This is a genomic window from Kribbella sp. CWNU-51 (genome assembly GCF_054073265.1).
The window spans coordinates 306071-327449 of sequence record NZ_JBSXMZ010000004.1 but is presented as its reverse complement, the minus strand read 5'-3'; the positions used below and the strand labels follow the sequence as shown (position 1 = coordinate 327449).

Sequence of the window (21379 nt, the reverse complement as noted above, 5' to 3'; positions counted from 1 at the left end):
GCTCCCTACACTCCTCAGTCCAGGCCGGGAGGCCCCATGACATTCACCACTCGGCCCACCTTGCGGGGCACGTTCGGGATGGTCTCGTCCACGCACTGGCTGGCGTCCCAGTCGGCGATGCGGATCCTCGAGCTCGGCGGCAACGCGTTCGACGCGGGAGCCGCCGCCGGGTTCGTGCTGCACGTGGTCGAGCCGCATCTCAACGGACCCGGTGGCGAGGTGCCGGCGATCATCGCGACCGCTGACGACCCCACACCGCGTGTGCTGAGCGGCCAGGGCGTCGCTCCGGCCGGTGCGACGATCGAGCACTATCGCTCACTCGGGCTGACGCTTGTCCCCGGTTCCGGACCGCTCGCGGCCACAGTGCCTGGCGCTGTCGACGCATGGTTGCTCCTGCTGCGTGATCACGGCACGCTGCCGTTGCGCGTCGTACTGGAGCCTGCTGTCGACTATGCGCGCAACGGTCACCCGCTGGTGCCGCGGGTCGGTGACACGGTCAACACTGTGCAGGACCTGTTCGAGGACCACTGGCCGACGTCAGCCGCGCTGTGGCTGAAGGACGGGCGTCCGCCGACCGGCATGTTCCGCAACGAGGCGTACGCCGCAACCCTCGAGAAGCTCGTGACCGAGGGCGAGGCGGCCGGTTCGGACCGGCAGGCGCAGATCGAGCAGGCGCGGAAGACCTGGCGGGAAGGGTTCGTCGCGGAGGCGGTCGACGCGTTCTCCCGGCTGCCGCATCGCGACTCCAGTGGCGCGGACCACGGCGGCCTGATTACCGGCGACGACATGGCTGCCTTCCAGGCGAGCTGGGAGGAGCCGGCCACGCTCGACTGGAACGGCTACACCGTCGCCAAAACCGGGCCGTGGGGCCAGGGACCAGCTCTGCTGCAGTCGCTCGCCGTACTGGCCGAGTTGGGCGACGTCGACCTGGACAGCGCGGAGGGTGTGCACACGACGGTCGAGGTGATGAAGCTGTCGTACGCGGACCGCGAGGCCTGGTACGGCGACGGCGCCGACGTGCCGCTGAAGACGCTGCTCTCAGCCGCGTACGCCGCCGAGCGCGCGAAGCTGATCGGTCCGGACGCGAGCCTGGAGCTCCGGCCCGGTCGCCCGGACGGCCGTCAGCCCGTCCTGCCTTCCATTGCTGTCGGCAACGATCAGGGCGACGCGACCACCGGAGAGCCGACCGTTTCGTCCGTCGGCGAGACGCGTGGCGACACCTGTCATGTCGACGTGATCGACCGGTGGGGCAACATCATCTCCGCGACGCCGAGTGGCGGCTGGTTGCAGTCGTCGCCGACGATCCCGGAGCTCGGCTTCTGCCTCGGGAGCCGAGCGCAGATGTTCTGGCTCGAGGAAGGGCTGCCGGCCTCGCTCGCGCCTGGCAGGCGTCCGCGCACCACCCTCACGCCGACGCTGGTCCTGCGCGACGGCCGGCCGGTGATGGCCTGTGGCTCACCCGGTGGCGACCAGCAGGACCAGTGGCAGCTGCTCTTCCTGCTGCGGCATCTCGGTCAGGGGACGGATCTGCAGGAGGCGATCGACGCGCCGGCCTGGCACACCACGGGCTTCCCGTCGTCGTTCTACCCGCGCGCGACCGAGCCGGGTGGTCTGGTGATGGAGAGCCGACTCGGTCCCGCCGTACGCGATGAGCTGGTACGACGCGGGCACGTGGTCACCGAGGCCGATGCGTGGAGCCTCGGCCGGTTGTGCGCCGTACGCAAGGAGCCTGACGGTGTGCTGGCGGCCGCGGCCAATCCGCGCGGGATGCAGGGCTACGCGGTCGGACGCTGAGTCAGCGCGGCCTTGGCGGCGGCTTCCACGTGTTCGCGCGCCGCTGTGGTCGCGGCCGCCGGGTCGCGGGCTTCGATCGCCTCGACCAGGCGGATGTGTTCCTCCCACGAGTGCGGTGCGCGCTGGGCGGCGCCGACGCGGAAGACCCAATGCACGTGGTGGTACATCGCGGCGGAGATCGAGAGCAGCCAGCGGTTGCCGCTGACCTCGATCACCCCGCGATGGAAGGCGCTGTTCAGCTCGGCGACCAGGTCGAAGTCCTTCGCATCGGTCGCCGAGCTCGCCTGATCGAGCAGACGGCGCAAGTGGGCCATGTCGTTCGCCGTCGCCCGCTCGGCCGCGAGTCCGGCGGCGAGAGTCTCCAGTTGCTCGCGTACGGCGAACAGGTCGCGAACCGCGGTGTCGTCGAGCGTCGCCACCACCGCACCGCGACGGGGCAGGATGTGGACGAAGCCTTCGGCCTCGACCACGCGCAATGCCTCGCGCACCGGATTGCGGGACACTCCGAAGTCGTCCGCGAGCCGGGTCTCGGTCAACCGCTCGCCCTGCGCGTAATCACCGTCGACGATCCGCCGGCGCAGTTCCGCGAGTACCTGCTCGCGCAAAGCGACATGGTCGGCACCGATCGTGCGCACCTGGCCCCCACTCGGCTGCTCCACCCCAGGCTCCTCTCCCCGCTTGGCTTCGCGCCACGCTAGCCGATCGATCAGGCGTCGGCACGTGATCCCGGCGCGGGGTTATCTTGTCGGCTTGAGCATCAGACTGACTCCCCTGACGGATCCCGACTACCGGCCGTTCAGCCGCCGGATCGCCTGGCTCGCCGAGGACGCCGACGGCAACCCGGTCGGGTCCGCGTTCCTCCGGCTCAACAGCCGCGAGAGCCATGCCCACCTGGCCGAGCTGCAGCTCAACGTCCACCCGGCCGAACGCCGCCGCGGTGTCGGCTCGCGGCTGCTCGAAGCGGTCGTCAACGCCGCCCAGGACCACGAGGTCCACACGCTGCTCGCGGACGCGACCGCGGGCTCTCCCGCCGATCACTTCCTGCAGCACCACGGCTTCGCGCTCGGCCTGACGCTCATCTACGCACGTCTCCGGTTGGGCGATGCGAATCCCGCCGTACCGGATGTTCCCGGCTATCACCTGATCTCGTGGCGAGGCGTCGTACCGGACGAGCTGGCGCAGACGTTCACGGAGGCGCGGACCGGGATGAACGACGCGCCCTCGGGAGACATCGCGTACGGCGAGGATCCGTGGGACGTCGAGCGGACGCGGTACGCCGCGCGGGTCATCGAGGAACGTGGTGACCAGCTGACCACGGTGGCGGCCGTGGACGACGCCACCGGCGCGATCGCCGGCTTCACCGAACTCGTCGTACCGGGTGACGGCAAGGGCGACGCCCAGCACTACGGCACCGCCGTACTCCCCGCACACCGAGGCCACGGCCTGGCACTGTGGATGAAGGCTGAGCAAATCCTCCAGAGCCGCATCCACTTCCCCGACCTCGACGCCCTCCTCACCGACACCCTCGACACGAACACCCCGATGCGCCGCACCAACACCCACCTCGGCTACAAACCCACCAGAGCCGTCCACCGCCGCACATTGGATCTCTGTACCTACTAGTATGGCGGCATGCCACTGGTTCGCATCGACGCCCTTCGCGCCGGCCCCGACCGCCTCGACGCCATCGGCCGCGCGGTGCAGGACGCACTGGTCGAGACGATCGGGATCCCGCCGGACGACCTGTTCCAGGTACTGACCAGCCACGACGGCACCACCAGCACCCTGCGGTACGCCGGCTTCCTCGGGATCGAGCGCGACGACGACGTGGTGTTCGTGGCCGTCACGATGCGGGCCGGCCGGACCGACGAGGTGAAGCAGGCGATGTACCGCCGGATCGCCGAGCTCGTCCACGAATACTCCGGCACCGAGGCAGGGAACGTGCTGATCACCGTCACCGAGAACGCATCACCCGACTGGTCCTTCGGCAACGGCGAGGCGCAGTACCTGTAGATGAACTCGGGACCCACCAGCCTGCTCGACACGGTCGCCAACGGTAGACCGTCCGGCGGGTTGGACAGGCGGTTTGGCTCTCTGCTGGATGTGTAGGTGGTTTCGGCAGTGCTCCTGGTTGAGTGGAGGGGTTTCTGCCGATCTGAGGAGGGTTTTCCCACCGGAGCGGGCTAAAACCCTCCCCGCACCAGGGCACAGACCTCACCGCACCCGCCCGCAGCACCACCCCCACCTCATTCAGAACAGCCGAAATATCGTGTACCCACCCACGAGTTCCCGTCCTATGCCCCTGCACCTTGTCCAGCCGGTCCACCACCGACAGGCCTCAAGTCAACCTCCGAAAGGTCGGCCCGACGTGCTGCGGACCTGCGCCACTCACCAAACCCCGTCTGCGGCGGCAGGTCGCGGTTGGTGACGGTCGGATGGGTCAGTGGCGGGGAGGTTGGTGAGTGGCGGAGGTCCGGGTCGGCTACTGGCCGAGGATCTTCTGGACTGCTGCTGTCGTGATCGGGTGGTAGCCGGGGCGGGCCTTGGCGAAGACTTCGGCGGCGAAGGCTCGGTCCGTGCCGGCCAGGGCCTGGTAGACGGGGAGGACCAGCTTCATCCGGCCGACCTTGGTGAGGAATTCGGCCAGTTCGGCGTACGACGCCTCGTAGCTGCTGGCGGCAACGATCTGGTACCAGCGCCGGGCGATCTCGCCGTTCGCCGTGCCGGTCAGGCCGAAGGCGCGATCGAGCTGCTGCAAGAGCAGCGGGCTGAGTACGTCGGGGGCAGCGTCGAGGAACCGCAGCCACTCCTGCGTGGTCCACCGCTCCGCACCGGCCGGAAGCTCGCCGGTCGTCAGCCATCGGTCCCTGGCCTCGTCGACCGCCTGGAAGCGCTCCGAAACCGCCCGGCGGGCGAATGACGGGATCCCCGGCTCGTTCAGCCACGCCGAGATCTCGGCCTCGGTCACCACACCCGGGTGCGGTTCGAGCAAGTGCTCCTGCAGGTGCGCGACGAAGTCGTCGCTGTTGATGCTGCGGAACGCGAACCGGTCGAAGTACCCGCGCAGGAACGGGTCGAACACCTCACGCGAGAACCGCTCCTCCAGCCACGACAGGAACCACGAGCCCTTGAGGGGCCCGGTCGACGTCGTCCCGTGGTACTCCGAGTGGTGGTTCAGTCCCGGCAGCTCAACGGCCAGCTCGGCCGCGGTCAGCGGGTCCAGCTTCACGACTGTCGCGTGCTGCTTGATCGCCGTCTCCATCACCGCGAACTCGGCACCGTAGACCGCCTCGACGATCCGGTTCTCGACGTACGACGTGAAGCCCTCGTTCAGCCAGATGTCGTCCCAGCTGTCCTGGGTGACCAGGTTGCCCGACCAGCTGTGCGCGAGTTCGTGGGCGACCACGCTGACCAGCGACTTGTCCCCGATCACCACGGTCGGCGTCGCGAACGTCATCCGCGGGTTCTCCATCCCGCCGTACGGGAAGGACGGCGGCAGCACGAGCAGGTCGTAGCGACCCCAGCGGTACGGGCCGAAGAGCTCCTCGGTGACCCGCATCATCTCTTCGGTGTCGGCGAACTCGGTCGCCGCCCGCCGCGCCATCTCCGGCTCGGCCCACACCCCGGACCGCTCGCCGATCGGCTCGAACACCAGGTCGCCAGCCGCGATGGCCAGCAGGTACGACGGGATCGGTTCGGGCATCACCACGTCGTACGAGCCGGTGCGGCGCGACGTCGTACCGTTGTCGGCGCTCATCAGCACCATCAGCTCGGGCGGAGCGGTGACGTGGGCGGAGTAGCTGAACCGCACGCTCGGAGTGTCCTGCACCGGCACCCAGCTCCGGGCGTGGATCGCCTGCGACTGGCTGAACATGAACGGCATCACGCCACCCGCCGTCATCGCCGGCTCCAGCCACTGCAGACCCGTCGCCGTCGGCGCGGTGCGGTAGCTGACCCGCACGCGCTGGTGCTGAGCGGTGCGAATGGTGAGGGCCGAGCCGAGCTCCTTGTCCGGCACCGCCAGGCTGTACTCCAGCGCTTCCCAGCCGTCGCCGGTCGCGCCCTCAACCGCGACCACGGTCAGGTCGCGGGTGTCGAGAACGAGCCGGTCACCGGTGCCTGCCCAGGCCAGCGTGTGCGTGGCGCTGCCGGTCAGGACCTTCGCAGCGAAGTCCAGCTCGAGGTCGAGCTCGAGATGGGTGGTCCGAACCAGGGCAGGTTCGGCATAGGAGTGGCGATCGTGCGTCACGGATAACTCCCCGAGTCAGGTGTCCGGGGAACAGTACCCACGCGACAGCCCGATCAGGCGGCCATTCTGGGCCAGCCGCACCATGGTGCCAAAACCCTGGTTTGATCCTGACGCCGGTTGCGAAAACCGGGGTGCCTCCTAGCAGACTGTGACCATGATGTCGCAGGGAAGTCCCGAACTGACGCTGAATAGGCGGCCGTTCGGATCATGGCTGCTGGGGCCCGCCGACCAAAGCACGCGACTGCTGCGTTTCCGGCTGCAGGTGCTCATGACGACGTTCTCGATCGGGACCAACCTGATCGGTGCCCTGGTCGTCTTCGTGCTCGCCGTGTTCGTGCTGCCCGGCCCTCCCCTCCTCGACCACCTGAAGCTGTTCGAGGCGATCGCCATCCCGTTGTACTTCCTGATCGCCATCGCGGTCGGCTGCATCTGGAGCACGTGGCTGACCCGGCGCGTGACCCGCTGGGTGGACGAGGAGCGACCGGCCACCCGTGCGGAGCAGATCGCGACCCTTCAGCTGCCACTGCGACTCACGCTGATCGAGGTTCTGCTCTGGTTGGTGGCCGGGGTGATCTTCACCGGGATGACGCTCGTGCTCCAGCCGGAGAACGCCCTGCGGATCGCAGTCACCGTCTTCGACGGCATGATCATCACCTGTGCGGTCTCCTACCTGCTGACCGAGTTCGCGCTCCGGCCGGTCGCGGCCCGGGCGCTGGTCGACTCGCCGCCGCCGCGCCGGCTGCTCGCGGCCGGCTTGAAGGCTCGGACGGTGTTCTTCTGGGCGGTGGGTTCGGGTGTGCCGGTGGCCGGGCTGATGCTGGCCGCCGTACTCGCGCTGATCGAGAAGGACGTCTCCTCGACCCGGCTCTCGGTCGTGATCCTGGCGCTGGGCATCGTGGCGCTCGGCAACGGCTGGCTCCTGACGATGCTGTCGGCGCGGTCGGTGGTCGCGCCGGTTCGTTCGGTGCGGACAGCCTTGAGCCTGATCGGTGAGGGCCGGCTCGACGTCAGCATCCCGGTCTTCGACGGCACGGAGCTCGGGTCGCTGCAGGCAGGGTTCAACCGGATGGCGGAGGGACTGCGCGACCGGGAGCGGATCCGCGACTTGTTCGGGCGGTACGTCGGTCCTGGCGTCGTGCAGGAGGCGCTCACTAGTGACCAGCTCGGTGGCGAGGAGCGGTTCGTCGCCGTGCTCTTCGTCGACCTGGTCGGGTCGACCGAGCTCGCGGCGGACCGGCCGCCGACCGAGGTGGTCCACCTGCTGAACCGCTTCTTCGAGATCGTGGTCGACGAGGTGGATCGGCAGGGCGGGTTCGTGAACAAGTTCGCCGGCGATGCCGCGCTGGCGATCTTCGGCGCGCCGGCCGAGCTGCCGGACGCGGCCGGGAGCGCGCTCAGTGCGGGTCGCGAGCTGGCCCGGCGGCTGACCGAGGAGTTGCCGGAGGCAACGGCTGGGATCGGCGTGACGGCCGGGATCGTGGTGGCCGGCACGGTCGGCGACGTACGGCGGCACGAGTACACGGTGATCGGCGACCCGGTGAACGAGGCGGCCCGCGTGAGTGAGCTGGCCAAGTCGACGCCGGCCCGGCTGATCGCGTCGATGAGCGCGGTCGACGAATCGGCACCTGCGGAGGCCGATCACTGGCAGCCGACGGACCGGGTCACTGTCCGCGGCCGCTCCGCGCCGACCCATCTGGCGATCCCTGCTCCTCGGTGATCAGCTCGTGCAGCAGGGCCGCGCCGTGCAGCATCGCCTTGGTCTGGCGGTCGTGGGCGGCCCGTCGTTCCGCGATCGCGTCCCGCAACGCCTCGGTGCTCCCGGTACGCCGCAGTCCGTCGATCACCGGCTTGATCTGCTCGAAGTAGTACCGCCCTTGGCGCAGCATGTGGATGACCCGCGCGTCCCTCACCTGGTCCGGACCGTATCGCCGGTACTTCGTCCCCGGCTCCCGCGTAGGCGCCAGCAAGCCCGCAGCCTCCCAGACCCGCAGAGCCGAGGTGCGGACGCCCAGCCGATGCGCGAGCTCCCCCACCAGCAGTGAAGGCCCGGTTACCGGTGACTCCTCGACGTACTCCGCAGCCATCGCACCGAGCGCCTCACTCGCGGCATCGGTGGCCAGCCGTTGCTCATGCAGCGCGGCATGGGCTGCGTCCACGAACCGGTAGGCCAGCGCCTCATCGCCCGTGAGCACGGCGCGCATGATCTCCGTGGCCGTCTCCGCCCCGAATCCCGGCGCCAGTGCCCGATAGGTCAGCAACGCCGACAGATGCTCGGGCCCGTACTGCCGGTACCCGGTATCGGATCGCGGTGCCGGCGGCAGGATCCCGGCGGCCTCGTAGTTCCGGACGAGCTGCGTCGAGACACCGGCTCGCCGCGCCAGATCAACCGGGCGCAGTCCCATCTCGTCTCTCCCTTGGAACTAGCGGCCGCCGGAGACGTCGATGGTGGTTCCCGTCATGTACGACGAGCGGTCGGAGGCGAGGAACGCGATCACCTCGGCGACTTCTTCCGGCTTCCCGGGACGGGCCAGCGGTGGCGTGGTACCGATGCGCTCGAGCCGGCCCGGTTCGTGGATGTCGGTCTCGATCAGGCCGGGGCGGACGCCGAGCACGCGGACGCCCTCCTTGGCGACCTCGTTGGCCAGTCCGGTGGTGAGCGCGTCGACCGCGGCCTTGCTCGCGGCATAGTCGACGTACTCGCCGGCTGACCCGAGCACGGCTGCCCGCGACGAGACGTTGACGATCACTCCCCCGGAACCGCCGTACGCCGTGGACATCCGACGTACTGCGGCACCTGCGACCAGGAACGCGCTGACGGAGTTGATCCGGAACACGCGGTCGAGCCGCTCGGCGTCGTACTCGGCGACCCGGCCGCGCGGGGACACGATGCCGGCATTGTTGATCACGGCACCGATCGGCCCGAGCCCGGCGGTGACAGTGTCGAAGAGCCGCTCGATCTGGTCGGCCTCGACCACATCGGCTTGTACGGCGATCGCCCGCCGGCCGAGCCCCTCACACGCCTTCACCACGCGCGCGGCCTCGTCCTCGCGGGTCCGGTAGTTGACGCCGACGTCCCATCCGTCCGCCGCGAGCGCGACCGCCGACGCGGCGCCGATCCCTCGACTCCCACCCGTGACCAGGACAACCCCACGCCGTACTTCAGTCATGCCCTCACCCTGTCACGCCGACGGCAGCGTGAACTGCAACTGGGTCTCCGAGTCGGCGAATCCGAGCGCGCGGTAGATCCGGATCGCCAGGTACTCCGGATCCGCGACCATCACCAGCGTTCGCGCCCCACCCTCGGTCAGGCCGTACGTCGACGCGCGGTGGACCAGCGTGCTCGCCAGCCCGCGGCCGCGATCCTCCGGCGCGGTCTGCACAGCCTGGAACCGTGCCAGCCCCTTCCCGTCGAACATCAGCCCGAGCGAACTCTGCAACCGGTCACCGTCGAACGCCCCGAACCACTTCCCGTGTCCAGCCTCGACCAGAGCACGATTCGCCACCAGCTTCCGCCGGGTGAACTGCTCATACGCCTCGTCGACCGTCATGTCCGCGGTCGCCAGGCTGAGCTGAACCAACTGCTCCCAGTCGTCGTCGCTGCCCAGCAAGCGGTACGTCGACTCCTCGTTGGGCCGGCGTGGTGCGACGACCTCGCTCGCGGTCATCACCACGCTCTGCTCGACCGTGAAGCCGGCCGCGGTCAGCTCGTCCTCGGAGCCGATCTGGCCGTCCACGCTGTCGATGCCCAGGGCAACATGTTTCGCGGCCGGGAACTCCCGGTGGAAGGAGTCCAGGCGGATCTTCGTGTCACCGAGCGCGAACGGGGTGCGGTAGAGCAGGAAGTTCCCCCACCAGAAGCCCGGGTTGTCCGGCGTCCGCACCACGACGTACTCGCCGGCGTCGCGGAAGACGCTTCCGCTCAGCTCCAGCAGCAACAGGTCGGTCCGATAACCGAGGCTCGTGATCTCCACAGGGCCATCCTCCTGCCCCCGTCAATCTCATTCCGGATTGACATGCAGCCGCCGGGCTGCCTATTGTCTTTATGCAGCCGGCCGGCTGCATGACCTGATCGGAGCGTGGTGGACGACGAGGTGTTCCGCGCCCTGGCCGACCCGAGCCGCCGGCAGTTGCTCGACATGCTGAACGCGCGCAACGGGCAGACGCTGCGCGAGCTCTGCGCCGGCCTGGACATGGCCCGGCAGTCGGTGAGCAAGCATCTCGCCGTGCTGGAGGCCGCCAACCTCGTCACCACCGTGTGGCGCGGCCGGGAGAAGCTGCACCACCTCAACGCCGAGCCGATCAACGCCATCGCGGACCGCTGGATCAACCGGTACGACCGCCGGCGGGTCGAGCTGTTCGCCGATCTCAAAACGGCTTTGGAGGCCGAAACCATGAGCGACAACGACTTCGTCTACACGACGTACATCAAGACCACGCCGGAGCGCCTGTGGCAGGCGCTGACCGACCCGAACTTCACCGAGCAGTACTGGCACGTCCAGCACGAGACCGACTGGAAGGTCGGCTCGGAGATGGTGTGGCACCTGGGCGACGTCGCGATGGCCGGCCCGGGACAGGTGGTGCTCGAGCACGACCCGTACACGCGGCTGTCCTTCACGTGGCACCACATCACGCCGGAGTTCGCGAAGGCGGTCGAGATGGATGACGACCTCTACCAGAAGACCAGCCGCGAGCCACTCTCGAAGGCCACCTTCGAGCTCGAACCGGTCGACGACCAGGTCAAACTGACCGTCATCCACACCGGCTTCGAACCAGGCAGCGCCATCCGCGCCATGATCGACGACGGCTGGACCCGCCTGATCTCCGATCTGAAGTCGTTCGCCGAGACCAGCCCTGAACTGGCAGCCGGCTGACTACGGACGTTTGTGGATGAGCAGGGGGAGGACTGCGGCGGCGCCCGCCTCGCGGAGTTTGGCGGTGGCCACAGTGATGGGCCATTGGGATGAGGTGGCGTCGACGAGCAGGAGGACGGTCCGGGCCGTGACAGCTTGGGCGGTCGCGCCGTCGACCTGGAGGCCGTCGCGCCAGACCCTCGCCTCCTCTGCCGATGACAGATCGTCGGTGAAGCCGCTGCGGTCGACCGTCAGCTCTGCCTGGTCCAGGCGGCCTACGGCAGCAACGTGCTCAGCGATCGCGGCTGTCAGCCGACGGTGACCCGCGGCGGGTAGGGCGACGACCACCTCCGGGCGACTTGACCACGAGCCGCGCCAGCGGGACAGCGCCGCGACGGCACCGGCCTCCAGCGCTTCGAGTGCTTCGGCGGGCGGTTCGGCGTCAGTGAAGGTGGCGCGGACGACCTCGCGCCATTCGGGAGCGTCGGCATAGATCAGGCTCCGGCCAGGCTCGGCGCCCAGCTCCGCGGGGATGCGGCCCTTCGCACCGAACGCACCGCCCGGCCACATCTTCCGCGGCTCCAGCACATGCACCTCGCCGCGCAGCAACCGCGTGATCGTCGCCACGGTCTCCGCCTCCGGCCGCTCCCCCAGCGGATCGGGCAACTCCCCCAGGCACACCGAACACCGCCCGCACGCCTCGGCCGACGGATCGTCCAGCGACTCCTGCAGAAGTTGCATCAGGCAACGATCACCACGCGTGTAGGCGCGCATGATGTCCGCCTCGCGCCGCCGGACGGCAACGATCCCGTCGTAGTGGGCGGCGTCGAACGTCCACTCCGCCCCGGTCCGCACCCAGCCCCGCTCGACCCGGTCGACGACCCCGTCCACCGCCAACTGCTTCAGCATCAGCTCAACGCGAGTACGGCGCAGTCCCGTCTCGGCCTCGAGCGCCGGAACGGTGGCCGGCTGATCCGGCCCGTACCCGTCCAAGCCACGCAGCAGACGCTGCACGTTCTCCGGGATCGGGATCGTCGCCGTCGCGAAGTAGTCCCACACACCGGCATCCGCATCGGACGGCAGCAACGCCACCACCGCATGATCGATCCCGCGCCCCGCACGACCGACCTGCTGGTAATACGAGACTGGCGACGGCGGCGACCCGACGTGCACGACGAACCCGAGATCGGGCTTGTCGTACCCCATCCCCAGCGCCGACGTAGCGATCAGCGCCTTCAACTGATTCGCGCGCAGTGCATCCTCGAGGCGCTCGCGCTCCCCCGCCTCCAACCCACCCGTGTACGCCGCAACCGGTACGTCGCGACCGTGGACCTCCTGAATCACCGCGGCCAGCCGCTGCGCGTCGGCGACCGTCAACGTGTAGACGATGCCCGAGCCAGGCAGCTTCGGCAGATGATCGACCACCCACGCGAACCGATCCAGCGGCGACAACGCATCGACCACCGCCAGTTGCAGACTCGATCGCGCCAACGGACCCCGCAGTACGAGCGTCGACTCGCCCAGCTGATGCGCGACGTCCTCGGTCACCCGCGCGTTCGCCGTCGCGGTGGTCGCGAGGACCGGAGTCTTCGGGTTCAGCTGCTGCAGCACGTCGGAGACCCGTCGATAGTCCGGCCGGAAGTCGTGCCCCCAGTCGGACACCGCGTGTGCCTCGTCGATCACCAACAGCCCGATCTGCCCGGCCAGCCCGTCGAGCACGCGCCGCCCGAAGCCGGGGTTGGCCAACCGCTCCGGTGAGACCAGCAAGACGTCGATCGCCCCGGAGCGCAGATCGTTCTCGATACTCGACCACTCGTCGATGTTGTTCGAGTTCAACGTTGCGGCGCGCAGACCGGCCCGGCTCGCGGCCGCGACCTGATCGCGCATCAACGACAGCAACGGCGACACGACCAGCGTCGGACCGGCGCCCTCGGCCCGTCTGATCGCGGTCGCCGCCCAGTACACCGCCGACTTGCCCCAACCGGTCGCCTGCACCACGAGCACTCGCGCGGCCGGCTCACAGAGAGCCGCGACCGCGGTCTCCTGATCCGCCCGCAGCCGCGCGCTCTCCCCCGCGATCGCCTGGATCACACCGCCGGCGATCTTGGCGCGCTCGTCGGTCAGAGTCAGCGTCGCGTTGGTCTCAGCCATGCCGAAACACTAGACGCCCGCACCTACACTTCGCTGAGCCCAGCCGCCGGCCTGTGGAAAACCCGGATCAGGCGCACTTGCCGGGGTGGCACGGTTCGCCCTCGGCGGTCACCAGTCGCTGCGGTCCCGGACCCTTCGCGGCCAAGGCGTCGTACGGATTGGCGAGGGCGCAGCGGTCGAGGGAGAGGCAACCGCAGCCGACGCAGTCCTTGAAGTCGTCGCGCAACTGCTCCAGGTGCAGGATCCGGCGATCGAGCTCGGCCTGCCAGCACTCGGAGATGCGCTCCCAGTCCGCGCGTGTCGGCGTCCGGTTGTCCGGCAGCAAGGCCAGGATCGCGGCCACCTCCGCGAGTGGGATCCCGACCCGTTGCGCGATCCGGATCAACGCCACGCGGCGCAGGGTGTCCCGCCGGTACCTGCGCTGGTTGCCCGACGTACGACGGCTCACGATCAGGTTCTGGCGCTCGTAGAAGTGCAGAGCCGAGATCGCCACGCCACTGCGCTGCGACAACTGCCCGACTGTCAGCTCACCCGGCTCGATGTCCATCGTCCATCCCTCCAACCTCAACCTAGATCGAGGCTAGCGGACAGATGGTCTCAGGCGGTCACGAGGCGGCGCCCGATGCTCGCGGACATCAGGGCCGCGGCCGCGCACAATCCGCCGGCCAGATACCAGGCCAGGTTGTAGCTGCCCTGGGCATCCCGGATCCAGCCGGCACCCGTTGCGGCCAGCGCGGCACCGATCTGGTGCGATGCGAACACCCAGCCGAACACGATCGGGCCGTCCACTCCGAACCACTCCCGGCACAGCGCCACCGTCGGCGGAACGGTCGCGACCCAGTCCAGCCCGTAGAAGATGATGAACACCCAGACACTCGGCTGAGCGGACGGACCGAGCAGCGAGGGCAGCACCAGCAGCGAAAGCCCACGCAGCGAGTAGTAGGCGATGAGCAGGTACCGCGGATCCCACCGGTCGGTCAGCCAGCCGGATGCGATCGTCCCGCCGACATCGAACACACCCACCAGCGCCAGCAAGGACGCCGCGGTCGTGGCCGGCATGCCATGGTCGTGCGCAGCCGTCACGAAGTGCGTGCCGATCAGTCCGTTGGTCGACGCACCACAGATCGCGAAGCCACCGGCAAGCAACCAGAACGCCGGCCGACGCATGGCCGTCTGCAACGCCTTGAGCGCCCGTACGGCACTGCTCCCGGTCGACTCGACCCGCTGTCCGGCCGTGCTGCCCTCGGGAGCGCCGTACGCGCGCAGTCCGACATCGCTCGGGTAGTCCCGCAAGAAGAACAGCACCAGCGGTACGACGGCCAGCGCGGAGCCGGCCGCTACCAGCGCAGGCACACGCCAGCCGTAGTGGCCGGCCAGACTCGCGATGAGCGGCAAGAAGATCAGCTGCCCGGTCGCACCGGCGGCCGTCAGGACTCCGGTGACCAGACCGCGACGATGGACGAACCAACGACCGGAGATCGTCGCGACGAACACCATGGACATCGACCCTGTGCCGATGCCGACCAGGAGACCCCAGCAGAGCAGCAATTGCCAGGACGCGGTCATGAACACAGTCAGTCCGCTGCCAAGCGCGATCAGGACGAGCGCCCCACCGACCACCTGACGCAGGCCCAGCCGGTCCATCAACGCGGCGGCGAACGGCGAGATCAGGCCGTAGAGCAGCAGGTTGATCGACACCGCCGACGAGATCGTCGCATGCGACCACCCGAACTCGTCGTGCAGCGGATCCAGCAGCACCCCGGGCACCGACCGGAAGCCGGCCGCACCGATCAGCGTCACGAACCCCACGGCCGCGACTGCCCAGGCCAGATGGACCCGGGAAGCCTTCTTCGTCTCCAGAATCTGCGTCACCCGGCCAAGTCTGCCGGTTCGACCACCGTCGAACTAGTGGCCAGAACGCCAGCATGTGTCAAGATATGGCCATGATTCCAGTTCGCGGCAAGCGGCACCTCTCCGCGGTCGGCCCGCACCGGATCGCCGTCCTGGCCCTCGCGCCGGTCGTCGGGTTCGACCTGACGATTCCGCCGACCGTCTTCGGGGCGGCCAGGCAGGCGGACGGCACCCCGCTGTACGACGTCCGCATCTGTGGACTGGAGATCGCGCCGATCCGGGCAAGCGCCGGCTTCAGCCTGATCCCGGACTACGGCCCGGAGGCACTGGCCGACGCGGACACCGTGATCATCCCGGGCACGTACATCGCGCAGCCGCGCTACGAAGGTACGCTGCCCGACGACCTGGCCGACGCTCTCGCGACCATCCGGCCGGGCACCCGGATCGCATCGATCTGCACCGGCGCGTTCGTCCTCGGTGCGGCCGGGCTGCTCGACGATCGGCCCGCGACCACGCACTGGCAGCGGGCCGACCTGTTCCGCAGCATCTACCCGCAGGTGCAGCTCGACGAGGACCGGTTGTTCATCGACGACGGCGACATCCTCACGTCCGCCGGCCTCGCGGCGGGCGTGGACCTCTGCCTTCATCTGATCCGCCGCGACTTCGGCAGCGAGGTGGCGAACCGGGCCGCGCGGCATTGCGTCGTACCGCCGTGGCGGGACGGTGGTCAGTCGCAGTTCATCGAGCGCGTCGTACCGGAGGAAGGCAGCGAAGGGACCGCGCCGACGCGCGCGTGGGCGCTCGAGCGGCTCGGCCGGGCGCTCAGCCTGCCGGCGATGGCCGCCCATGCGCAGATGAGCGTGCGCACCTTCAGCCGGCGCTTCAAGGCCGAGACCGGACAGTCCCCGGGCGCATGGCTGCTGCAGCAACGCGTGCGCCACGCATGCCACCTGCTGGAGACGACCGACCTCACCGTGGATCGCGTCGCCGAGTCGGCCGGCCTCGGTACCGCTGCTTCCCTGCGCCATCACCTCCGTTCCGAGCTCGGGGTGTCTCCCCTCACCTACCGCAAGACCTTCCGCGCGGGCTGAGCCTCAGAGCACGACCAGCTCGTGCGGCTGGTTGTTCATCGACTCGACGCCGTCCGCGGTGACCACCACGATGTCCTCGATCCGCGCACCCCAGCGTCCCGGCTGGTAGATGCCCGGCTCGATGCTGAACGCCATCCCCGGCTCCAGCGGCAATCCGTTCCCACTGACAATGTATGGCTCTTCGTGCACGTCGAGCCCGATCCCATGTCCGGTCCTGTGGATAAACAGGTCGCCGAATCCGGCCGCCGCGATGACCTCCCGTGCCGCAGCATCGACCGACTCCGCCGACACGCCGGGCCGCACCGCGTCCACCGCCGCCTGCTGCGCCTGCTGCAGTACGGCGTACGTCGCGGCGACATCCGCGTCCCGGGGTTCGCCGACGGCGTACGTCCGGGTCGAGTCCGAGTTGTAGCCCTCGGCAACGGGTCCACCGATGTCGACGACCACCACGTCGCCTGCCTCGATCACCCGGTCGGACACCGCGTGGTGCGGGCTGGCGCCGTTCTGTCCGCTGCCGACGATGACGAAGTCGGCCAGGATGTGGCCCTCCTCGACGATCGCGGCCGCGATGTCGGCGCCGACCTCCGCCTCGGTCCGGCCGGGCCGCAGCCACTCGCCGACCCGAGCGTGCACCCGGTCGATCGCCGCCCCGGCCTTCCGCAGCGCTTCGATCTCGGCCGCGTCCTTGCGCATCCGCAGCTCACGCACGATCGGCCCGGCCAGCACTTGCTCAGCCTTCGGCATCGCATCCCGTAGCGCGAGCACATGCAACGCCGGAGTGAAATCGCTGACCGCGACCAGATCCACGCCGCGCAGCCGATCCGCGGCAACGCCGTACGGGTCGTCGCCGTCCACCCAGGTGACGACCTCGACGCCCAGCTTGTCGAGCGGCGAGCCGGCGAATCCAGGCGCCTCCAGCTTCGGTACGACGAGCGCGACCGGGCCGTCGGCCGGGATCACCAGCGTGGTCAGCCGCTCGAACGAGCCACCGGCCCGACCGATCAGGTAACGCAGATCGGACCCCGGCGCGATCAGCAGACCGGTGCCGGCGGCCGCTTCGCGGGCGCGTTCCAGGCGGGCATGAAGGATGGAAGCTTCGGGTGCGGGACCTTGAGGTATGCGACTCGACATGAGGCGACTCTAAGACTGTCGGTACCGGTTGCTACAACTTGTTTCGCTCGAATCGGGCTCGGCGAAAGGTAACCGCGATGGCACTGCACCACGTGTCCTACGGCGACGGCATTCCAGTACTGGCGCTGCACGGCTGGACCCCCGACCACCGCTTGATGACCGGATGCCTGGAGCCGATCTTCGCCGAACTGCCCGGGTACCGGCGCCTCTACCCCGACCTGCCCGGCATGGGCCAGAGCCCGGCCGGCGACATCGACAGCTCCGACGGCCTCCAGGCCGCCGTCCGGGCGTTTATCGACGAGCACATCGGCACCGAGCCGTTCATCGTGATCGGCGAGTCGTACGGCGGCTACCTCGCCCGCGGCCTGGTCGCGGAGCGGCCGGAGCAGATCCTCGGCCTCGGCCTGGTCTGCCCGGTCGGCAAGCTGGTCCACAGCGAGCGGACCGTGCCCGAACACGTCGTCCTGCGCACAGAGCCGGGCGTCGTCGAGTCCCTGACCGAGGGCGAGGACTTCACCGACCTCGCCGTGGTCCAGACAGCGGCCGCCCTGGCGGCGTACCGCTCCGACGTGGCAACCGGCCTCGCCGTCGCCGACACCGAGGCGCTCGACCGCATCCAGCGGAACTGGGCGTTGTCGATCGAGCCGGAGAGCGGACCTGTCTACGCCGGACCGACGCTGATCGTCTGCGGCAGACAAGACGCCGTGACCGGGTACGCCGATCAGTTCGCGCTGCTCCCGCACTACCCTCGCGCCACCTTCGCGGCTCTCGACGTCGCCGGGCACAACCTGCAACTCGAGCAGCCCGAGTTGTTCGGCGCCCTGGTCCGCGAATGGCTGCAGCGCCTGCCATCCGCGGCTACCAGCGGGTAATGTCAGCCGCATGGTGACTGGGAAGCGTCCGATCGGGTGGTCGTTGCTTGTCGCGTTGACCAATGGACGAGCAGGGATCGCCGACGATCGGCTGGCCGCGGCCGTTCGCGACCAGGTGGTCCTGGTGACCGGTGCGTCGTACGGGATCGGCGAGGCGACCGCGCGGCGGCTCGCCCGGGCCGGGGCGACCGTGCTGCTCGTGGCGCGGACGGCGGATCAGTTGGAGCTTGTGGCGGGCGAGATCCGGGCCGGCGGCGGTACAGCGTTCGTCTACCCGGCGAACCTGGCCGATCCGGCGGCGGTCGAGGAGCTGGCTCGCACGGTGCTGGCCGAGCACGACCGCGTCGACGTACTGGTCAGCAACGCGGGCAAGTCGATCCGCCGGTCGGTCGCGGACTCGTACCAGCGCTTCCACGACATCGAGCGGACGAACGCGGTCAACTACCTCGGCCCGGCCAAACTCGTGCTCGAGTTGCTCCCGTCGATGCGCGAGCGCGGCTCCGGGCACATCGTCAACGTCTCGACCGCGGGCGTGCGGACCCCACCGATGGCGCGGTGGTCGGCGTACCTGGCGTCGAAGAGTGCGTTCGATGTGTGGCTGCGCTGTGTCGCGCAGGAGATCCGCGGCGACGGCGTGACCACGTCGACCGTCTACATGGGCCTCGTGCACACCCGGATGAGCGAGCCGACCCCGATGCTGAACAAGCTGCCCGGGCTCACCCCGGAGCAGGCCGCCGATCAGGTCTGTACGGCGGTCGCGGAGCGGCCGCACAACATCACTCCCCCGATGGTCCGCCCGGCCGATGCCTTGGGCAACCTGTTGCGTGTCCCGACGGACCGGTTGCTCGAGCAGTACTTCCGTCGTACCGGAGGCGGGACCAAGCGGGGTAAGCCATGAGGACGCCCCGCCCGATCGCGCCGATGCGGCCGCCGGAGTGGCTGATCCAAGGCGCGGCCGAGGTCGGCGGGCTGTCGGTTGCCCTGATCAAGTCCGGCCTGTGGCGCTCGGCCCGGCCGTCGCAGCTGATCGGCATCGAGCGAGCGCTGCGCACCTGGGGTCAGTCGATGGCCGCGCTCGGCGCCATCGCGGCGATCCGCTATCCCGAGCGCGCCGCGGTCATCGACGAGGCCGGTGAGATCACCTACGCCGAGCTCGATCGGCGCTGTGAGCGGATCGCCGCCGGGCTGCACGACCGGCACGGAATCGTTGCCGGTGGCAAGGTCGCGGTGCTGTGCCGGAACCACCGCGGGTTCCTCGAGGCGACGCTGGCCGCGTCCCGGATCGGCGCGGACGTCCTGTTCGTGAACACCGAGTTCGCTCCCCCGCAACTGCAGGCGGTGCTCGAGCGACACCGGCCGGATCTGCTGATCCACGACGCCGAGTTCACGCCGCCCGCGGGCGTCCCGGCGGTCCGCTCGGATCTCGACGACCTGGCCGGGTCGACGGCGGCCGCCGTACCGTCGCCGGACTCCCCCGGCCACATCACGATCCTGACCTCGGGCACCACGGGTACGCCGAAGGCCGCGCCGCGGGTGCCGACCGCACTGGGGCTCGCTGGGCTGACCGGGAGCGCGCTCAATCGGTTCGGTCTCCGGTCGGGTGAGCCGATCATCATCTGTCCGCCGCTGTTTCACGGACTCGGCCTGCTCACGTCGATGCTCGCGCTGTTCCTCGGCTCGCCGCTCGTGCTGCGGCCGCGGTTCGACCCGGCTGCGGTACTCGCGGATGCCGACCGGACCCGGGCCGGCACGATCCTCGCCGTACCGGTGATGCTGCGGCGGATGCTCGACCTCGGGCCGGCGGAGATCGCGACGTACGACCTGCGGGCGCTGCGGGTTGTGATCTCCGGGGCGTCCGCGCTGGGCGCGCCGCTGGCGGAGCGGTTCATCGAACGGTTCGGACCGGTGTTGTGCGATGCCTACGGATCGAGCGAGGTCGGGATCGCCACCATCGCGACGTCGGCCGACCTGATCGCGGCGCCGGGGACCGTCGGCCGGCCGTGTCTCGGCAGCTCGATCCGGATCCTCGACGACCAGGACCGGCCGGTGCCGACCGGTGAGACCGGGCGGATCTTCGCGGGCGGCGGACTGGTGTTCGGCGGGTACTCCGACGGCTCGAGCAAGACGGTGGTCGACGGGCGGATGAGCACCGGTGATCTCGGCCACCTCGACCAGGCCGGGCGGTTGTTCGTCGACGGCCGGGAGGACGACATGATCGTCTCCGGCGGCGAGAACGTATACCCGGTCGAGGTCGAGCAATGCCTGGCCGCCCACCCCGCGGTCGCCGAGGCGGTCGTCACCGGGGTCCCCGACGACGAATTCGGTCAGCGCCTGGTCGCGTACGTCGTACTCCACGAGCAGGTCACCGAGGACGACCTCATCGCCCACGTCCGCGCCAACCTGGCCCGCTTCAAGACCCCCCGCCAGATCGTCATCCTCGACGACTTCCCACGCAACGCCACCGGCAAGGTCCTCCGCAACAGACTCAGCCCGCCGTGAACAGGCTGCGGAAGCGGGTCATCCGGTCCAGGGCGTCGAGTTCGTCGCCGAAGGAGACGGCCACGGTCTCCGCTCCGGCGTCGGTGAGCTCGCAGGCCAACTCGACGATCGGGCCCGGCTCACCGCCGGACCAGTCCAGCCGGGTACCAACCCGCACCGGCCGCGCCGCGTCTGCACGGGCCGACTCCACCCCGCCGCGCCCTGCGAACTCCTCGCCCGGCGTCGCGGACGCCTCGCCCGGCCCCGCGGACTCCTCGCGGAGTGAGTGAAGGCGGGTTACGGCGGTGGCGAAGGCTGGGGCGTCCAGGCCGAGACCTTGCCATTCGTCGCCGTAGCGGGCGGCTCGGCGGAGGGCGGCTTTCGTCGTACCGCCGATCATGATCGGAAGCGGGGCGCGGAGCTTCGGCTCGAAGACACCGCCGCGGTCCTTGCCCGCGAACAGGTCGCGAATGATCGCGAGGGACTCGTCCGTACGGCGGCCGCGGTCCTCGAACGTCGCTCCGACGCTGGCGAACTCAGTGGCGTCCCAACCGGCCCCGATGCCGAGCACGAGACGCTCGCCGGACAACCGGTGAAGCGTCGCGGCCTGCTTGGCGACGACGTACGGGCTGCGCATCGGCAGCACGAGTACGGACGTGCCGAAGCGGATCCGGGTCGTGCGCGCGGCCAGGTAGCCAATCGTCACGAGCGGCTCGTAGACCCCGCCGTACGTAGAGCCGAACTCGCCCGGCGGCAGCAGATGATCCGGCAACCACGCTGTGCCGTAGCCGAGTTCCTCCGCGGCTACGGCGAGCTCGACCAACCGTTCGGGAGCCATGGCCGCCGACTCGTCCGGGAGGACCACCTGCAGTTCAACCATGCGCTTGACCCTAACCGCTCAGAGGAGCCGAA

The 21379-nt window shown here is 69.5% G+C and carries 19 protein-coding genes; 9 read left to right on the top strand and 10 right to left on the bottom strand.

The window, feature by feature from the left end; translation table 11 throughout:
• Window positions 1-36: 36 nt before the first annotated feature.
• Complete coding sequence (locus tag ACXC9Q_RS03570; protein WP_457055013.1) at window positions 37-1794, top strand: gamma-glutamyltransferase family protein; 1758 nt, start codon at window positions 37-39, stop codon at window positions 1792-1794.
• Here ACXC9Q_RS03570 and ACXC9Q_RS03565 read toward each other — a convergent pair.
• Window positions 1776-2453, bottom strand: coding sequence for a GntR family transcriptional regulator (locus tag ACXC9Q_RS03565; RefSeq protein WP_457055012.1), 678 nt, complete (start codon window positions 2451-2453; stop codon window positions 1776-1778). The two genes, ACXC9Q_RS03570 and ACXC9Q_RS03565, sit on opposite strands and share 19 nt — an antisense overlap.
• A 91-nt stretch (window positions 2454-2544) precedes the next feature.
• Between ACXC9Q_RS03565 and ACXC9Q_RS03560 the strand changes: the two genes are divergently transcribed.
• Both ACXC9Q_RS03560 and ACXC9Q_RS03555 read left to right on the top strand, forming a co-directional pair.
• Window positions 2545-3417, top strand: coding sequence for a GNAT family N-acetyltransferase (locus ACXC9Q_RS03560; protein ID WP_457055011.1), 873 nt, complete (start codon window positions 2545-2547; stop codon window positions 3415-3417).
• A 9-nt stretch (window positions 3418-3426) separates the two neighbouring features.
• Entirely contained in the window at window positions 3427-3807 is a 381-nt protein-coding gene (locus ACXC9Q_RS03555) for a tautomerase family protein (protein WP_457055010.1), read from the top strand.
• Between the two features lie 469 nt (window positions 3808-4276).
• Here ACXC9Q_RS03555 and ACXC9Q_RS03550 read toward each other — a convergent pair whose 3' ends face one another.
• Window positions 4277-6043, bottom strand: coding sequence for a M1 family metallopeptidase (locus ACXC9Q_RS03550; protein WP_457055009.1), 1767 nt, complete (start codon window positions 6041-6043; stop codon window positions 4277-4279).
• A gap of 154 nt (window positions 6044-6197) precedes the next feature.
• Here ACXC9Q_RS03550 and ACXC9Q_RS03545 point away from each other — a divergent pair, with 154 nt between their 5' ends.
• Window positions 6198-7760, top strand: coding sequence for an adenylate/guanylate cyclase domain-containing protein (locus ACXC9Q_RS03545; RefSeq protein ID WP_457055008.1), 1563 nt, complete (start codon window positions 6198-6200; stop codon window positions 7758-7760).
• Here the strand turns inward: ACXC9Q_RS03545 and ACXC9Q_RS03540 are convergent.
• From ACXC9Q_RS03540 to ACXC9Q_RS03530, 3 genes are read right to left on the bottom strand one after another with little or no spacing between them, the layout of a single operon-like run.
• Window positions 7705-8445: a TioE family transcriptional regulator gene (locus ACXC9Q_RS03540; protein WP_457055007.1), complete on the bottom strand. Its 741-nt coding sequence runs from the start codon at window positions 8443-8445 to the stop codon at window positions 7705-7707. The genes ACXC9Q_RS03545 and ACXC9Q_RS03540 overlap by 56 nt on opposite strands.
• An 18-nt stretch (window positions 8446-8463) precedes the next feature.
• Window positions 8464-9210, bottom strand: a complete 747-nt coding sequence (locus tag ACXC9Q_RS03535; protein WP_457055006.1) for an SDR family oxidoreductase — start codon at window positions 9208-9210, stop codon at window positions 8464-8466.
• Between the two features lie 12 nt (window positions 9211-9222).
• On the bottom strand, window positions 9223-10014 hold the full coding sequence (locus ACXC9Q_RS03530) for a GNAT family N-acetyltransferase (protein WP_457055005.1): 792 nt from the start codon (window positions 10012-10014) through the stop codon (window positions 9223-9225).
• Window positions 10015-10122: 108 nt separating this feature from the next.
• Between ACXC9Q_RS03530 and ACXC9Q_RS03525 the strand changes: the two genes are divergently transcribed.
• Window positions 10123-10914 carry an ArsR/SmtB family transcription factor gene (locus ACXC9Q_RS03525; protein WP_457055004.1) on the top strand — a complete coding sequence of 264 codons (792 nt, stop codon included), beginning with the start codon at window positions 10123-10125 and terminating at the stop codon, window positions 10912-10914.
• Here ACXC9Q_RS03525 and ACXC9Q_RS03520 read toward each other — a convergent pair whose 3' ends face one another.
• The 3 genes from ACXC9Q_RS03520 to ACXC9Q_RS03510 form a co-directional block, all read right to left on the bottom strand.
• The gene (locus tag ACXC9Q_RS03520) at window positions 10915-13044 is read right to left on the bottom strand and encodes a RecQ family ATP-dependent DNA helicase (protein ID WP_457055003.1); all 2130 of its coding nucleotides are present in this window, start codon (window positions 13042-13044) and stop codon (window positions 10915-10917) included.
• 67 nt (window positions 13045-13111) lie between these two features.
• Window positions 13112-13591, bottom strand: a complete 480-nt coding sequence (gene soxR / locus ACXC9Q_RS03515) for a redox-sensitive transcriptional activator SoxR (RefSeq protein WP_328520696.1) — start codon at window positions 13589-13591, stop codon at window positions 13112-13114.
• A gap of 50 nt (window positions 13592-13641) precedes the next feature.
• The gene (locus tag ACXC9Q_RS03510) at window positions 13642-14916 is read right to left on the bottom strand and encodes an MFS transporter (RefSeq protein ID WP_457055002.1); all 1275 of its coding nucleotides are present in this window, start codon (window positions 14914-14916) and stop codon (window positions 13642-13644) included.
• A gap of 71 nt (window positions 14917-14987) precedes the next feature.
• On the opposite strand from ACXC9Q_RS03510, the gene ACXC9Q_RS03505 reads away from it, so the two are divergent.
• Window positions 14988-15986, top strand: coding sequence for a GlxA family transcriptional regulator (locus ACXC9Q_RS03505; RefSeq protein ID WP_457055001.1), 999 nt, complete (start codon window positions 14988-14990; stop codon window positions 15984-15986).
• Between the two features lie 3 nt (window positions 15987-15989).
• On the opposite strand, the gene ACXC9Q_RS03500 is transcribed toward ACXC9Q_RS03505, so the two are convergent.
• Window positions 15990-17117: a M24 family metallopeptidase gene (locus tag ACXC9Q_RS03500; RefSeq protein WP_457055000.1), complete on the bottom strand. Its 1128-nt coding sequence runs from the start codon at window positions 17115-17117 to the stop codon at window positions 15990-15992.
• A gap of 77 nt (window positions 17118-17194) precedes the next feature.
• On the opposite strand from ACXC9Q_RS03500, the gene ACXC9Q_RS03495 reads away from it, so the two are divergent.
• Genes ACXC9Q_RS03495 through ACXC9Q_RS03485 form a run of 3 tightly spaced genes read left to right on the top strand, consistent with a single transcriptional unit; the run spans window position 17195 to window position 20488 of the window.
• On the top strand, window positions 17195-17989 hold the full coding sequence (locus ACXC9Q_RS03495; protein ID WP_457054999.1) for an alpha/beta fold hydrolase: 795 nt from the start codon (window positions 17195-17197) through the stop codon (window positions 17987-17989).
• 10 nt (window positions 17990-17999) lie between these two features.
• Complete coding sequence (locus tag ACXC9Q_RS03490; RefSeq protein ID WP_457054998.1) at window positions 18000-18887, top strand: SDR family NAD(P)-dependent oxidoreductase; 888 nt, start codon at window positions 18000-18002, stop codon at window positions 18885-18887.
• The gene (locus ACXC9Q_RS03485) at window positions 18884-20488 is read left to right on the top strand and encodes an AMP-binding protein (protein WP_457054997.1); all 1605 of its coding nucleotides are present in this window, start codon (window positions 18884-18886) and stop codon (window positions 20486-20488) included. The genes ACXC9Q_RS03490 and ACXC9Q_RS03485 overlap by 4 nt, the downstream gene beginning before the upstream one ends.
• On the opposite strand, the gene ACXC9Q_RS03480 is transcribed toward ACXC9Q_RS03485, so the two are convergent.
• The gene (locus ACXC9Q_RS03480; RefSeq protein ID WP_457054996.1) at window positions 20475-21347 is read right to left on the bottom strand and encodes an LLM class flavin-dependent oxidoreductase; all 873 of its coding nucleotides are present in this window, start codon (window positions 21345-21347) and stop codon (window positions 20475-20477) included. The two genes, ACXC9Q_RS03485 and ACXC9Q_RS03480, sit on opposite strands and share 14 nt — an antisense overlap.
• Window positions 21348-21379: the final 32 nt, after the last annotated feature.